This is a genomic window from Acinetobacter sp. S54, assembly GCF_016624945.1.
In the GTDB taxonomy this organism is placed as follows: Bacteria; Pseudomonadota; Gammaproteobacteria; order Pseudomonadales; family Moraxellaceae; genus Acinetobacter.
The window spans coordinates 216,787-233,193 of sequence record NZ_JACVUI010000002.1; the positions used below are offsets into that span (position 1 = coordinate 216,787).

Consider the following 16,407-nt stretch of genomic DNA (forward strand, 5'->3'; position numbering starts at 1 on the left):
TTTAAAAAAACGTAACTACCTGAAAATACTTACCATTAGACTATTGAGTAAAATACTAATTTTTTCAAGTGAAAAACGTTGTCTTTTATATTTACCAATGTGTATGACAAAAAAATGAACCAGATAAAATGAAATCAACATAAAAAGAAAACCAGTCTTATTCATCAATAGACTGGCTCAAAATAAGTTGTTATTAGAATGTCAGAGTTTTTATAAAGTGTCATTTCTCCCTCTATAGTTGAGCTTTTAAGACTTTACTGAAATTAAAACTCAGATCCATTTTAAGATGCTTTTTGAATGCTGCGCATCCCTGAAATTGGTGATTTTTCTCTATGTATTTCAATTCCTTTTTTATCTAATTTAGCCGTCATAAAAAAACCAGTCTTATTAGACTGGTTTTCTTTGGTTTTTAAGCAAAATTAATATTACCAACTAAAGCCAACACCAACACCGCCCGAGCTTTCTTCTTTACTTAAAGCACCACTAATACTCAAACTGGTATTTTCATTGATCATTCTCTGATAACCCACAGCAACTGCTTGCTCCTGACCTTGCACACCCGCACCTACACCCACACGGTTTTGACCACGTAATCCAGAAGTGCTGGTTGCCATATTCATCATGGCTGCACTCATTGCGCCTTGACGGTCAAAACGTTTATCAACTTCCTGGAAACGGCGTTCTGTTTGCAAACTATAGTCTTTAAATGCATTTTCTAGTCCTGCGAAACGAGTATCTGTATAAGTATTTGCACTCGAAAGCGTCTCAGAACTTGATTTATTCATTTGTGCGACATTTACCGCATCTGTATCAGCCGTACCTGCAGCCACATTGGTGATTTGTCTTTGATTGGTCGCTGATCCTACAGATACAGTATTATCACGATCATTGCTTGAATCATTGCCTAATACCACAGCATTTTTTGCCTCAGTAGTGACATTATTTCCAAGAACAAAGGTATTATCACCTTTTACTGTATTGTCATTGCCCACTACATAGCTACCATTACCACTTACAGTATTCGGATCTCCAAATGCCCCTGATTTATTACCCGAAACAGTATTACTAACACCCACCGCAGTTGAATTATTACCCGTGACCACCGTGTTTGGACCAATCGCTGTTGAGTTTTTTCCTGTTGCATTGGAACCTGCACTTGAACCAGCACCATTTCCATCAATACTGATATATTTACCTGCATCAGCAACTTTTTGATCCGTATAGGACTTAGCAGTATTTAAGGTTGAAGCTGTTTGCTGATCCGTATAATTTTTTGCATTGTTTAATGTCGTTGTTGCTTGCTGATCCGTATAACTTTTTGAATCAGTCAATGATTGAGCGGTTTGCTGATCTGTGTAGGTTTTTGCATCATTTAGATTTTTTGCATCTTGCTGATCAATATAGCTTTTTGCATTTGCCAATGTGCCAGAACTTTGGGTGTCTGTATAAGTATTTGCATCAGCTAATGTTTGAGCATCCTGTTGATCAACATAATTTTTCAAATTACTGACCGAACCTTTTAATGCAGATAATTCATTATTTACAGCACCAAAAGTTGCTCCAATATTAGAATAACTTGCACCTTGTATCGTAAATGTTGGCAAAGCAAATACGCCATTATTAAAACTAGCGCCCCCACCTAATACAGAAGCGAGTTGGTTTGCACTATTGCTAAACTGATTTGAAAGAGTGCTAATACTTTGATTAGTAGTATAAAGCTGACCGCCAGTTATTGCATCTTTAGAGCTAGCAGAGCTAATATCCCCTTCCTGCAAATTGGTCAATTTAGTTCCATTCACGCCTTTTAAGCTAATACTATCTTTTGTTGGACTGTCATATTGAACCGCCAATTGATTCAATGTTCCTTGTCCTTGCTGGAGGGATGCAATATCAGCCTCGTTCGTCGTTACACGGCCATCTAGATTATTAATCGCAGTAGTATTCGTCGTAATTTTGCCATCCAACGTTGTCACTTCATTACCGATTCGGGTATTTAAAGTCGTAACCTCTCCATCAATACGTGTATTTAAAGTACCGACTTCAGTGGTTACTCGCGTATCCAGCGTGGTGACATTGGTGTTAGTCGTATTTAGCTGTTTACCAGTCACAGCATCGGTTGAATTTGCTGACAGTGTGGCATCTTTCAAGTTGGTCAGCTTTGTGCCTGTTGCGCCACTCAGAGTAATATTATCTTTTGCAGCGTTATCATAAATTACGGCATTATTTGAAATACTATTCAAACCCGTTTGAAGTGTGACAATGTCATTGGTATTGGTGGTAACACGTCCATCAATGCCTGAAATAGTGTTATTTAATGTTCCTACTTCAGTTGTAACGCGCCCATCCAGATTGCTAATCGCGGTAGCATTTTGTCCAATCGCCGCGGTATTCGTCGTAATCTTGCCATCCAACGTTGTCACTTCATTACCAATGCGGGTATCTAAAGTCGTCACTTCTCCATCAATACGGGTGTTTAAAGTACCAACTTCATTAGTTACTCGCGTATCCAGATTAGTGACACTTGTTTGCGAAGCTTTTGTTGCCAATCCAGTTGCAGTGTCAGTAACCTGAGCATTTAAACTGTCAAATGCAGTTTTATCTGCCTTTAATGCAAGCCCAGTTGTTAAATCTGTTTGCGAAGCTTTTGTTGCCACAATCGCATTGGTATCTTTTAACTGACTATAGTTAACTGCATCTGTGTCTTTTGTTGCAACAGCAACATTCGTAATACGTTTTTCGGCGCCCGCTTTACCTACAGAAATGGTATTTGCTTCATCGGCTAAAGAGTCATAACCAATCGCAGTTGAACCATAAGCTGTAGCTTGGCTACTACTACCAAAAACACTGCTATAAATACCAGATGCAATATTATTTGAACCAACCGCAGTGGAAACACCACCTATTGCCTTATTTGAATTCCCTACGCTTGTGCTATTTACGCCTAGCGCCTGATTGTCATAGCCCATTGACGCACTTTGACCACCTAATGCAATATTATGTGAACCAACCGCAGAACTACGATCTCCAAATGCCACAGAGCCTCCATTTCGAAGTGTAGTTTCAAAATCTGCTGCTTGTTGTGCATTTACAGATGTATCACCAATTTTGGTAATGGATGCAGTCGTTAAATCTGTTGCCTCAACTTTAATGCCATTAATAGCAGTGAGTTTTGTCCCATCATTTTCTGTATTATAGTTTTGTCCACTGGCAGCCCCTACAACTGTAGCGCCACTACCCTTTGCCAAGTTCTGCGAACCTGCGGCAAAGCTCCCGGTGCCAGTTGCTTTATTATAAGTACCAACCACATTACTCAATTTTCCAGAAACAGTATTGCTAATGCCTAAAGCAACGCTTTGCTCTTCAGTAATATTATTATTAAAACCAACGCCAGTACTATATGTACCAGTAACATTATTTTGTGTACCAATGGCATTCGAGAAAATACCACTTGCCGTATTACTTGCGCCTATCGCATTGCTATAAGAATTAATTGCATTATTTGCAAAACCAATCGCATTACTTGAGTCACCAGATGCGGTATTGCTATAACCTACTGCACTACTATAAGTACCTGATGCCGTATTACTTCTACCAACTGCACTACTTGCCTCAGCTGAAGCTGTATTGTTAGAACCAACTGCACTACTCAAATTAGCCAATGCCCTATTGTAATCACCGATGGCACTGCTCGCTTCACCATTTGTAGTATTATCAGAACCCAATGCACTACTTTGTTTACCGAACGCTCTATTAGAATCGCCTACGGCGCTAGCAGACTCGCCTGATGCTATGTTTGAGTTACCAACAGCATTACTTGAGTCACCAGATGCAGTATTGGATCGACCTATGGCACTAGCATTTACATTACTTGCTAAGTTTTCAGAACCTATAGCACTACTATCTGTATTAGAAGCTGTATTATGATGACCTACCGCAGCACTATAATCACCACTTGCAATATTGGAGCGACCTAAAGCACTACTACTATCACCTGTTGCAGTATTATTTGAACCTACAGAATTACTATAATTACCCATTGCAAGGTTTTGACTACCCACCGCATTACTTGCAACTCCTAAAGCGATATTACCGCCTTTTTTTGCAGCATTTTTAAAGGCAGCTACTTGGGTCGCATCTGTAACGACAATACCATTAGGTAATGTAAATGATGTAATATCATCAATATTAGTCGTGGTTGCGGTAACGGTCACACCTGCAACACTTGTCAGTTGTGTTCCATTACTTTGTGAATTATAGGCTGTATCAGATGCAGAGCCTAAAGCATTGGCATTGATATCTTTTTGGGCATAATTATCGGAAGCCCCTATAGCGGCAGTAGAGAGTAATGACTGCACTTGGGTTAAATTGACTGCATCTGTCCCGTTTGTTGCAGTGGCTACATTGGTAATACGTTTTTCAGCGCCCGCTTTACCTACGGAAACAGTATTGGCTTCATTGGCTAAAGAATTATATCCAATCGCGGTGGCTTTATCAGCAGTTGCCGAACTGTAACTACCAAAAGCACTACTGTATTGTGCAGTTGCTTGGTTGCTAGCCCCATATGCAGCACTCGCATCTCCTGATGCAATATTATTAAACCCAACTGCACTACTTGCTAGTCCAGAAGCATTATTGATTACACCTAAAGCACTACTAGCAATACCACTTGCTTGATTGACTTTTTTTGAAAATCCAGCACCTGTTACATAATCTATAAATGCCTGCTTGGCAGCATCAGTTAAATTTTCTTGCCCATTAATTGAAGTAATCATTTCGGCCGTAAGAGTACCAGTACCTACCCACACCGCTGAACTACCAGAGGGTCGATTTGTTTTTATTACAAAATTATCAAACGTCAACGTACTATCCAAATGATTGTACGTTTCGCTAGAATGTAAATTTTTACCATTTCCAACTGCTGCACTTCCTATTCCTGAAGCTATATTATTACTACCACATGCAAAAGCATTGGAACCGGTTGCTGTACTTCCTCCAGTTCCACCACTACCGTTTACATCACAGACCTCAGCCCAAGCATGAGCCCCCATAATCGTTGCAATACTCAAAACCAGAGTTTGCAAACCAAGTAACCGATATCCAGAATCTGTAGTTAGAATCTCCGAACTAACTACTGCCCCAGTGGTATTATCCGTTTTCCCCACACTTTTAGCATTTTCCGAAACCACCACCATCTGCCCCAGTGATTTATTCCAGATCAGTTTAAAAATCTTGTTCATATGCTCATCCCCGCCGATTATTTTATGATTTAAATTTATGCACTTATTATTTGATCATGATCACAAGTTTTACGATATACCTGAAATTAGTGATATTTTTGTTATTCATCGGAAAATACCCAATCTCAGGGATATAACAATGATAAAGACACAGGCAAATTAGGAGCGGACATGAATCTTTTGAGTAATGTAATGCTGGATCCAGACTTGGTTTTACCTGTACCTGTCATCGTGGTGGAAGATGAGCCACTCATACAAAAAAGGCTGAAAGAAATATTATTAGGTATCGGTTATTTACCTGAAAATCTTATCTTTGCCCAAACGTTAGCTCAAGCAAGTAAACAACTTGAACAACATTCTGCCTCCTTGGCATTGGTTGATTTAGGGTTACCCGATGGAAATGGCATTGAGTTTATCAAGCAGCTTAAGAACTATGATCCCACCATTGCTATTCTGGTCATTTCTGCATGGAGTACTGAAGACGCTATTTTGAATGCGCTGATGGCAGGTGCTACTGGCTATGTATTAAAAGAACGCGATGATATTGAAGTCGCACTTTCTATACGCAGTATTTTACGTGGTGGTGCCCCCATCGACCCTTTTATTGCCCGTCAAATTTTAAAACAACTTCCCGTGAGTAATGAAGCAAGCTCTAAAAAAAATATTGAAAATGAGATAGATGACGCTTTACTTTCAAAACGTGAACATGAAATATTATTGCTGGTTGCGCAAGGTTTGAGTAATAAGGAAATTGCCAATCAGATCAACTTATCACGTTATACAGTTGAATCTCATATCAAGCATATTTATCGGAAACTTGCAGTATGTACACGCATCAAAGCAGTCGATACTGCACGATCACTTGGTTTGCTCGATTAAAACGTTTATGTATTGCTTTTTTATTTATTCTATTCGGTAGTATTTCTCAAGCTTACGCCTTTGCATTGCATGAATTGGTACTGCTTCCTAAACATCATGCTTGTCATGTCAATATAATCAGTATCCAATCTGCTCAAACCTCACCAGACCTCCAGATCAGTCATATCAATAATATAAAAAGCTGGCAAACGGTAAAATTGCCAGATTTTTGGGAAAATCGCTGGAAAAACTATTCGGGTACAGTCTGGTATCGTATTTTATGGTCAAAAAACTGTCCTACATCTCAAATTGAACCTTTTGCATTAAATATTGACAGCATCAACATGGCGGGCGAAGTTTATCTTAATAAGCAATTGATTTGGCGAGATAAAAATCTAATCGAACCTTTAAGCCGTAGCTGGAATATGCCGCGCTATTGGGTTTTACCTGATTCTGAACTGAAACAAGGTCAAAACGAAATTTTGATCCGAGTGATAGGAATCGCGACTCAAAGTCCTGGTTTAGGTAAAGTTTATATAGGGACGCCACATGCGATTATTGAACAAAATTCAAAATATATATTTGAACATCGAACGCTGTATTTTATTAATCTTGTGATCTCCCTGACATTGGGAACTATTACCTTTCTCGTCTGGCTCATACGCAGAAAAGACTCAACTTTTGGCTGGTTTGCTTTGGCGTCGTTATTGTGGGGGCTTTTTATCAGCAATATTTTAACGACGGAGACTTATCCATTTTTTCACACTTTACAACTTGCCAAAATTAATATGCTTTTTTTGGTCGGTTATGTGATTTCTTTCACTATTTATACATGGCGTTTTGCTGGGAAAAAATATAAAAAGATCGAAAATTTATTATGGTTTATCAGTCTTATCGGTGGGATTAGTTTATTTTTTGTTCCCTCCATATATTTAGGTTTTACCTTACTGTTTTTATTTTTATTTGTGACCCTCGTATTTCTAGGTTGTTGCCTTTTTTATCAATGGATTGCCTATAAAACACCTAAAGCTGATATCCGTTTTCTTGCGCTCATTCTACTTGGCTTTGTTGGAATCAGTTTGCATGATGTCTATCTAATTTTGACTCAAAATACTGAACAAACTTACATTACTCCATTTGCAGCGCCTTTAACCGCTCTAGCTATCTCCATGATCTTGGCTTGGCGTATCGCACAAAATGTTAATTATATTGAAGAATTCAATCATACATTAGCTCAAACAGTTGAACATGTGAGGGCTGATTTAAAAAACTCTCTAGATAAAAAACATCAACTTGAAATCGAAAATATGCGCCTACAGGAACGACTCAATCTATCTCATGAGTTGCATGATGGCTTAGGTGGTTCTCTGGTTCGTTCCATGATTTTAGTGGATAAAAGCAATGATATGGATAAACAGCATTTTTTATCGATTTTAAAATTGTTACGCAATGACTTACGTCAGGTCATCGACAGTGGATCGACAATAGGTGCAAAAGTACCAGAATCTCCGATTATTTGGGCGTCTTCAATTCGACGTCGTTTTGTACAACTTTTTGAAGAACTTGAAATTGAATCCGAATGGCATTTACCAGATTATTGGTTAAAAGAACCCAATACCTTGCAATGCCTTACACTCGCTCGTGTAGCAGAAGAAGCACTAACCAATATTATTAAACATAGTCATGCCACTCTGGTTCAGGTCAGCTTATCCCAAGATTATCAGCAATTAGTGCTTGAAATTCAGGATAATGGTATCGGGTTTGATCCGAATATGGTTCAGGAAGGCCTACATGTGGGCTTACAGAGCATGCAAGTTAGGGTCAATCGTATTGGTGGAAGTTTTGAAATTTACTCAAAGACTGGTCAGACCCTCATTCGAGTTAAACTGTAAAAGTTTTAATATGCAAGGCACAATTGCCAGATTGGGTTTGACTTCATTTATGAAGCCTTTAAAATACGGCATTCAGATTTTTGAGTCATACCAAAATTATGTCGACTGATCAGTTAGAAACGCAGATTACTGAACTGGATAATTTGCCAGAACATCGTGAAATTGTGACATTTATGCGCCGTTCCGCGCCTTTAAATACGTCACAACGTACTGCTCTGGAACAGTATCAGTACTTAATTTTGGAATATCCTGTTGGTGATCTTCGTCAACATTTTGAACATCCAGAACGTCCTTTAACTGTTGAAATCGGTTTTGGAATGGGACGCTCTCTAGTATTGATGGCAAAAGCTAATCCCGAACGAAACTTTGTGGGTATCGAAGTGCATGTACCTGGTATTGCACAATGTGTATACGAAGCGGGAATGGCTGGCCTAACGAACCTTCGTGTACTTGATGCCGATGCGATTCAAGTACTTCGTGAAATGCCAGATAATAGTATTAATTGCATCCAGCTTTATTTCCCCGATCCATGGCAGAAAAAACGCCACTTTAAACGCCGTTTTGTTATTCATGAGCGTATGCAACTGGTTGAACAAAAACTTGAGCTTCAGGGCACTTTCCATGCCGCTACCGACTGGGAACCTTATGCTGACTGGATGCTAGAGGTACTAGATAATAGAGAAAATCTTGAAAATCTCGCAGGTAAAGGCAATAGCTACCCTCGTCCAGATTGGAGACCTCAAACCAAATTTGAACGTCGTGGTCTAGAGTCAGGTCATAAAATTAATGACTTTATTTTCAAAAAAGTTCATTAAAAAATAATTCTCTTAAGCACTTACATACTTATGCTAGGTGCTTAATTTTTCAAGAAAAGAATAAAAAATAAGCATCGTTTTAAAGCTCTATAGTTTGCCTCACAAAAACTCATTGACTCATGAAAATTTATCAAGTGAATTTCACTTTTCAAATAATCAGTAAAAAATTATGATCGCATTATTTACATCAGGCACATCTCATGAATCGCCAGATTGCAACGTGTATAGGTATTTTGGCTTTATTACTTTGGTCAACTTTAGTTGGAATGCTACGGCTGTCTACTGAAAAATTTGGCCCAATGTATACAGTGACCTATGTCTATACTTTAAGTGCGATTATCTTATATTTCAGTTATGGTCTGCCTGATCTTAAACAAGTTTCAAAGACATTTTTAATTTGCTCCAGTGCTCTTTTTGTGGTGTTTGAAACCTGTTTCGCTTTTTCAATTACACTGGCTCAGTCTTCTGAAAAATCCATTGAGATGAATATTATTTTTAGTCTCTGGCCGACCCTTATTATTTTAATACTGGCATTTTTAAAAGAAGAAAAGGTGAATTCTTTAACTATTTTAGGCGTTATCATTAGTTTTCTTGGGATTATTCTTATTAATTATCATCCAAGTCTTAACTTTATTGATAGCTTTTCCAAAAATCCTGTCAGTTATTTACTTATTTTTTTAGCAGCATTGCTTTGGGCGATTTATTGTATCTATACCAAAAAGCACAGCAATGGAACTAATGCCATTTCTTTATATTTTATACTTACTGCAACAGCATTGTGGATTCTCACGTTATCCACACAGGGTTTTCACATTCCCCATGTTACCCAAATGAATAGCTATGTTTTCATTGCCATCAATGCTTTATTCTTTGCGATGGGATATCTAGCATGGAATGTGGGCATTATTAAAGGCAATATGCCTGTTTTAGTCATGCTGTCTTATTTCTCTCCTCTCCTATCCTCTACTTTTTCTGTGATGGTTTTACATTCAAATTTATCGACATATTTTTGGTATGGGGCCGCGATTGTCTGCTTTGGATCACTCATCTGCTGGTTTTCGATTCGGAAAAAATCTATTCCTCAGGTTGAATTAGCCACTTGATTCTAAATTTTTTAAAATCTTAGAATGACAACCTAAAGAATTTGAATAAACTTATCAATTAAATGCCCCATATACAAATAAATACTAAACTCATTGTTTAGTATTTATTTAATAAAAAATTATGTTAAAAAACGGAAAATATAAAATTTAAATTTTCAATAACCTTTTGTGACAAATCAATAACCTAACTGTTATGCGAAAAGTTGAAAAAATAAACTATTTATAAGAAGAACAAATATAACTTTCTAGCTTGATCATTAAAACAGAGAAACTAAATTATTCATTTTATAAAGATTTCTCTTATAACGGCATTAATACGTCATTGATTTAAGTAAAAAGTTAGACATTTTTCCACTCTTTTTAACGCATTGATTTGATTTAAAATGCAACAACCCAAGGAGTAAGCATGACTTTTTTCCTGTTTATCGTTGCTATTTTGGTACAGCTATTCACTATTTGGGCTGTCTTCTATTTTAGCCTGTCCCGAACTGTGGGCAGTATTGTGACCATTGTGGTAGCGATTGCTTCTGCCTTTATTTTTACAGCTTGGTCATTATTATTAGGGCTTCCACTGATCATTGTTAGTCTCATTCTGTTAATTGATCCGCTACGTTTTAATCTCATAACCAAACCCGCTTTTAATAGCTTGGGTAATTCGATGCCAAGTATTAGTACCACCGAACAAGAAGCACTTGAAGCTGGTACAAGCTGGTGGGAAAAAGAATTATTTATGGGCGCGCCGAATTGGGACGCTTTTAATGCGTATCCATTTCCACAGTTATCTGAAGAAGAGCAAGCCTTTATTGACAATGAAGCTGAACAATTATGCAGTATGTTAGATGAATGGGAAATTCATCATCAAACGAAAGACTTACCTGAACATGTATGGCAATTCATTAAAGACAAAGGTTTTTTAAGTTTAATTATTCCCAAATCGTACGGTGGAAAAGAATTTACCTCGTTTGCACAGAGCCGCATCATGAGTAAAATCGCCTCTCGTTCTTTAACTACAGCTGTGAGTTGTATGGTTCCCAACTCTTTGGGACCAGGCGAATTACTTATGCATTATGGGACAGATGAACAAAAACAGCGTTATTTACCGGGACTAGCCGCTGGTACCGAAATTCCATGTTTTGGTCTGACCAGTCCAGAAGCAGGTTCTGATGCGGGTGCCATCCCTGATACAGGCGTCGTCTGTTATGGTGAGTTTGAAGGTCAAGACGTGCTGGGTTTACGCATGAACTTCTCTAAACGCTGGATTACACTTGCACCAATTGCAACGGTTGTGGGTTTAGCATTTAAATTATATGATCCGGATGGTTTGCTTGGTGATACATCCAAAACAGAATATGGTATTACCTGTGCCCTAATTCCCGCGAGTCATGAGGGAGTTAAAGTCGGACCAAGACATTATCCTGGTTCCCCATTTATGAACGGTACGGTTGAAGGCCGTGATGTTTTCATTCCAATTGACTATATTATTGGTGGCCCTAAAAATGCAGGGAAAGGCTGGCGCATGTTAATGGAATGTCTGGGTGTGGGCCGTGGGATTTCACTTCCAGCATTATCTACAGCCGCAGGAGAAATGTCTTATTTAACTGTTGGTGCATTTGCTAAAGTTCGTGAACAGTTCAAACTTTCTGTCGGTAAATTTGAAGGTGTGCAGGAAGCCACCAGTGATATTGCTAGCGATGCTTATATGTTGGAATCTTTTCGTTATTTAGTCACATGTGGACTAAATCAGGGAGGTACTCCAGCCGTTATGACTGCAATGGCCAAATATTACGCTACTGAAACCATGCGCAAAGTGGTTAATCATGGTATGGATGTAGTCGGAGGACGTGCGATTCAACTTGGACCGCGTAACTTCCTTGCACTTTCTTATCAAGCTATTCCTGTTGCGATTACCGTTGAAGGCGCAAATATTTTAACGCGCTCATTGATGATTTTTGGTCAAGGCTCAATGCGCTGTCATCCTTATTTATTTGAAGAATTACAATTATTACAATCTGACGATAAACCGAGCGCATTAAAACAGTTCCATGAAATTTTGTTTAAACATTTAGGCTATACCTTTAATCGAGGAGCTCGTTCATTTGCTTATGGCTTTAGCGGTGGCTCAAATGATGCGCCTGTCATTTCTGATGACTTTACACAGCCTTATTACAAAATAATCAATCGTTTAAGTGCAAATTTGGCCTTAACCGCAGATATGTCATTAGGACTATTGGCAGGTGATATTAAACGCAAAGAGATGTTATCTGGGCGTTTAGCGGATATTCATGCGTATCTCTTTATTGCGACTTCTATTTTAAAATTTTATGCTCATGGAACAAAATCTGAAGCAGAACAGTTACACGCACAATTGGCATTAGAAAAATCACTTTATAATGTGCAAGAAGCATTTTATGGGTTGTTTGAGAATTTCCCGATCAAACTTGGCGCAGCATTGGTTAAGTTTGTGTGTTTTCCTCTCGGGCGTCCGGTTAATAAACCAAGTGATGAACTCAAACAGGCTGTTGCAGAACTGATCATGCAGGAAAATCCGTTTAGAGCTCAACTGAAAAAACATGTGTACTATTCACAAGATGCCAACGATGTAACGGGTCGTATGGAGTCAGCCTTCCAAATGCTATTACAAATTGAACCACTATGGCATAAATTTAAAAAAGCTGAATCCAAAGATCAGTTTACAGGCTTAACTTTTGAAGAACATATCACCGATGCTGTCTCGACTGGTTTTATTACAGAAGCAGAAGCACAAAGTTTGATTCTTTATAATGCTAAACGTTTCGACAGCATGCTAACCGATATTTTTGACATGGAACTCAATCATGATCTTGAATTGGAAAATCCACACATGCCTATGACAGGCGAAGCAGCGTTCAACGATTTGAGGCTTTAAGCCCTTTACAGAATATGATAAAAGCGTCTACGGACGCTTTTATTTTTGCAATTCACAGGAAAAAATCATGTCACAGCAAGATTATGAAAACGGGTTAAAGGTTCGAACAGAAGTGATGGGTGAATCGTTTGTCAAACGCGCTCAAGAAAATACCATTCCCTTCACTGAACCTCTTCAAAATTGGATTAATGAACATGCATGGGGCTCAACATGGCAACGTGAAGGTGTATTACCACGTAAGTACCGCTCTCTCATTACTTTAGCGATGTTAACCGCGCTTAAAGCGCCTACAGAACTTAAAGGACACGTTCGCGGTGCATTAAATAATGGCTGTACCGTTGAAGAAATACAGGAAACGCTTTTACATAGTTTGCCTTATTGTGGTGCACCCGCTGCTCAAGAGGCATTTCGGGCGGCACTTGAAGTCATTCAGGAATATCAAAATGGTAAAACGTAAATGACCATTTTTAACTTAGATTTTGAAGACTTCTAGTAAATTTGTATTCCGTCTCGACCATTACGTTTTACATAATATAATGCTTTATCGGCTAAACCAAACCATTCGGAGACTGTTGTTGCAGTCTCTACGGATGCGATTCCAATACTAATACTGGCAAAAAACTGTTCAGCACTTTGTAATCGAATTTTCTTGATACTCTCTGAAATATTCTGTGCAAGCATTAAAATTTCATCATTGGTATGATCTACCACAATGATGGCTAATTCATCACCTCCAAAGCGAGCGGGCGTATCTTTAGGCCCAATCATATGCCTTAGAATACTGGAAATTTCTGCCAGAAAATAATCACCGGCTTCGTGTCCATAAGTATCATTAATATGTTTAAAATCATCTATATCCAACAGCATCAGATGCGCATGTGTACCATTTCTTTGGGTTTGAATAAAGGTTGACGATAAGCGCTGTTCAAACAAACGTCGGTTAGGAATATGCAATCGCGGATCCATCAATGCGATTCGTTCAAACTCACGATTTTTACTAATTAACTGGACTGCCAGATTTCGGGTCAACATACTTAAAGACATGATATAAACTGTCGCCAAAGGTAATGAGAACCAAACCATTTCTGCATCAAAACTCAGATTTAATGGAAAACCTAAAGCCATCCATACAGCTAAAAATGTAACAGACATTGCAACGAGAGAAGGCTTGAGTACTTCCCACCCTCCTGCTGCATAACGATCTGAAATTAAAATTGCGATCATAATTAAGGCAGGAAAAGGACTAACTGCCATCAATGCAACCCAAAAACCACCTAAAGCGGCGTCAACCACCAAACTTAAATTGGTGGTTTTCACTGTATCAATTGTCTTTTTTGCATAAAAATAGGCAACTACAGGCCAACAAAATGCATTTATACCAAGCAAAATATATACAAAAAAAGGAGAATTTAAATAGTGTAGGACCGAAGCGATAGACAAAAAGCACAATATTGTTCCTGTTTGCCGCATCAAAAAAATACGATAAACATACCGTTTGCTACGCTCAAGTAGTATCGTTTCATCGGTTTTTATATAGGTCATTAGCCGCTTTCTGAACAATCATAAACAAATAGCCTATTAATAAGCTGCCAATCAATGGTGCTTCATCTTGATCCAGATAATTCTATCGATATTTTATTCCGAATATAATGTACTTATATACCAATTTCTTTAAATATATTCGATTCAAAATAATTTTATTTATATCCAAAAATAACAGCTATCACATTTCTTCTATTTATGGCATTTGAATCATCATAATAAAAAATAATAATTAACCACATACGATCAAAAGACCCTATTCAGAAAAATTCTAAATATAGAATTTAATTACATAAACACAGCAAAGTTACAACATTTTATTCATGATCATTCAACACATAAAATCCAAGATCAATCTAAAATTATAATTAACTGATATTTAATCATTTTAAGAGTATGTATCTTTAATTCATTAGAATTTTGGGTATAACTTAAGCCGTTTATTGAAAAGTTAAACTTCATTCATTGTTAAATACAACTTGATTTTATATTTCTATTGAAACCATAAAATTTAGTTGTTACAGGAAATAAGCCCCTTATGTCCAAAAGAAAAATAAAGCCTCTTGAAATAGATGATGTTGAAATTGTTGATTATGATAAGACCAAAAAAGCGATTAAAGCCGCTGCCTTAGGCAACGCAATTGAATGGTTTGATTTTGGTGTTTATGGATATGTAGCGTATGTGCTTGGGAAAGTTTTTTTCCCAAATTCATCGCCTAGTGTACAGATGATTGCTGCACTAGCGACCTTTTCAATTCCATTTATTTTCAGGCCATTAGGTGGCTTATTTTTTGGTCGCTTAGGTGATAAATATGGACGGCAAAAAGTGCTGGCCATTACGATTATTATTATGTCAGTCAGTACTTTTGGTATTGGATTAATCCCCTCTTACGACAGTATTGGTATTTGGGCCCCCATCTTGTTGTTGATTGTTAAAATCGCACAAGGCTTTTCTGTGGGAGGTGAATATGCAGGTGCAGCCATTTTCGTTGCGGAGTATTCACCTGACCGTAAACGCGGCTTTATGGGAAGCTGGCTGGATTTTGGTTCTATCTTGGGGTTTGTGGTAGGTGCAGGTATTGTCTCTTTAATTAGCTTTTCAGTAGGTGAAACCACATTTATGGAATGGGGTTGGAGAATTCCTTTTTATCTGGCTTTACCCTTGGGTTTAATTGGGCTGTATTTACGTCATTCACTTGATGAAACTCCAACTTTTCAGGCCCATACTGAAAATCAATCGCAGATCAAGAAACCCAAGAAAATTGGATTCAGGCAAATTCTGGCTCAACATAAACGCAGCCTGCTGGTCTGTGTTGGCTTGGTCATTTGCACCAATGTTACTTATTACATGTTGCTCACGTATCTACCGAGCTATTTTTCGCATAACTTAGGCTATTCAGAAGATCATGGTGTATTAATCATTATTGCAGTCATGGTCGGAATGTTATTTGTTCAGCCTTTTGTTGGCATGTTCAGCGACAGAATTGGTCGTCGTCCCTTTATATTTGCAGGCAGTATCGCATTGGTTCTGTTTTCTTATCCTGCATTTCTTTTACTCGATACCAATAATGTTTATTTAATTTTTCTAGGTCTTTTAATTTTAGCACTTTCGCTTAATATGTTAATTGGTGTTATGGCATCGACTCTTCCCGCATTGTTTCCAACCGAGATTCGTTATAGTGCTCTAGCTATTGCTTTTAATATTTCAGTGGTGATCGCAGGCTTAACGCCGACAGTTACCGCAACTTTGGTTGAAACTACGCAAAATATTATGATTCCTGCCTATTATTTAATGTTATGTGGTGTATTTGGAATCATTACTGCTATTTATTTGAAAGAAACAGCCAATTTACCGCTCAAAGGTGCAACGCCAATGGCAGTTAATCCTGAAGAAGCCGAAGAATTGTTGGAACAATATCACGATAATATTGAACAAAGAATTGAACAAATTGACCAGAAAATCGAAGAGCTTCAGGAAAAAAGGGATCACTTAGCCAAACAACATCCTGATATTGATTAACTTCACTCTACCTCAAAAACAAGCCCCTTCATCCT

Annotated in this window: 9 protein-coding genes; 7 read left to right on the forward strand and 2 right to left on the reverse strand. The window is 37.9% G+C overall.

Annotated features, from left to right (window positions below):
• Positions 1-425 precede the first annotated feature (425 nt).
• Positions 426-5,237, reverse strand: coding sequence for an ESPR-type extended signal peptide-containing protein (locus IAE20_RS04040; RefSeq protein ID WP_200481179.1), 4,812 nt, complete (start codon positions 5,235-5,237; stop codon positions 426-428).
• Positions 5,238-5,408: 171 nt separating this feature from the next.
• On the opposite strand from IAE20_RS04040, the gene IAE20_RS04045 reads away from it, so the two are divergent.
• The 6 genes from IAE20_RS04045 to IAE20_RS04070 all read left to right on the forward strand — a co-directional run bounded on the left by IAE20_RS04045 (position 5,409) and on the right by IAE20_RS04070 (position 13,267).
• The gene (locus IAE20_RS04045; protein ID WP_200481180.1) at positions 5,409-6,116 is read left to right on the forward strand and encodes a response regulator; all 708 of its coding nucleotides are present in this window, start codon (positions 5,409-5,411) and stop codon (positions 6,114-6,116) included.
• Positions 6,062-7,987, forward strand: coding sequence for an ATP-binding protein (locus IAE20_RS04050; protein ID WP_200481181.1), 1,926 nt, complete (start codon positions 6,062-6,064; stop codon positions 7,985-7,987). The genes IAE20_RS04045 and IAE20_RS04050 overlap by 55 nt, the downstream gene beginning before the upstream one ends.
• Before the next feature lie 98 nt (positions 7,988-8,085).
• Positions 8,086-8,802, forward strand: a complete 717-nt coding sequence (gene trmB / locus IAE20_RS04055; protein ID WP_200459850.1) for a tRNA (guanosine(46)-N7)-methyltransferase TrmB — start codon at positions 8,086-8,088, stop codon at positions 8,800-8,802.
• 200 nt (positions 8,803-9,002) lie between these two features.
• Positions 9,003-9,905 (forward strand): aromatic amino acid DMT transporter YddG, encoded by a 903-nt coding sequence (gene yddG / locus IAE20_RS04060; protein ID WP_200481182.1) that lies wholly within the window; start codon positions 9,003-9,005, stop codon positions 9,903-9,905.
• Between the two features lie 406 nt (positions 9,906-10,311).
• Positions 10,312-12,810: an acyl-CoA dehydrogenase gene (locus tag IAE20_RS04065; RefSeq protein ID WP_200459593.1), complete on the forward strand. Its 2,499-nt coding sequence runs from the start codon at positions 10,312-10,314 to the stop codon at positions 12,808-12,810.
• 67 nt (positions 12,811-12,877) lie between these two features.
• Entirely contained in the window at positions 12,878-13,267 is a 390-nt protein-coding gene (locus tag IAE20_RS04070; RefSeq protein ID WP_200459594.1) for a carboxymuconolactone decarboxylase family protein, read from the forward strand.
• 32 nt (positions 13,268-13,299) lie between these two features.
• On the opposite strand, the gene IAE20_RS04075 is transcribed toward IAE20_RS04070, so the two are convergent.
• Positions 13,300-14,352, reverse strand: a complete 1,053-nt coding sequence (locus tag IAE20_RS04075; RefSeq protein ID WP_200481183.1) for a diguanylate cyclase — start codon at positions 14,350-14,352, stop codon at positions 13,300-13,302.
• Between the two features lie 538 nt (positions 14,353-14,890).
• Here IAE20_RS04075 and proP point away from each other — a divergent pair.
• Positions 14,891-16,372, forward strand: coding sequence for a glycine betaine/L-proline transporter ProP (gene proP, locus IAE20_RS04080; RefSeq protein ID WP_200459596.1), 1,482 nt, complete (start codon positions 14,891-14,893; stop codon positions 16,370-16,372).
• The last annotated feature ends 35 nt before the right edge of the window (positions 16,373-16,407 follow it).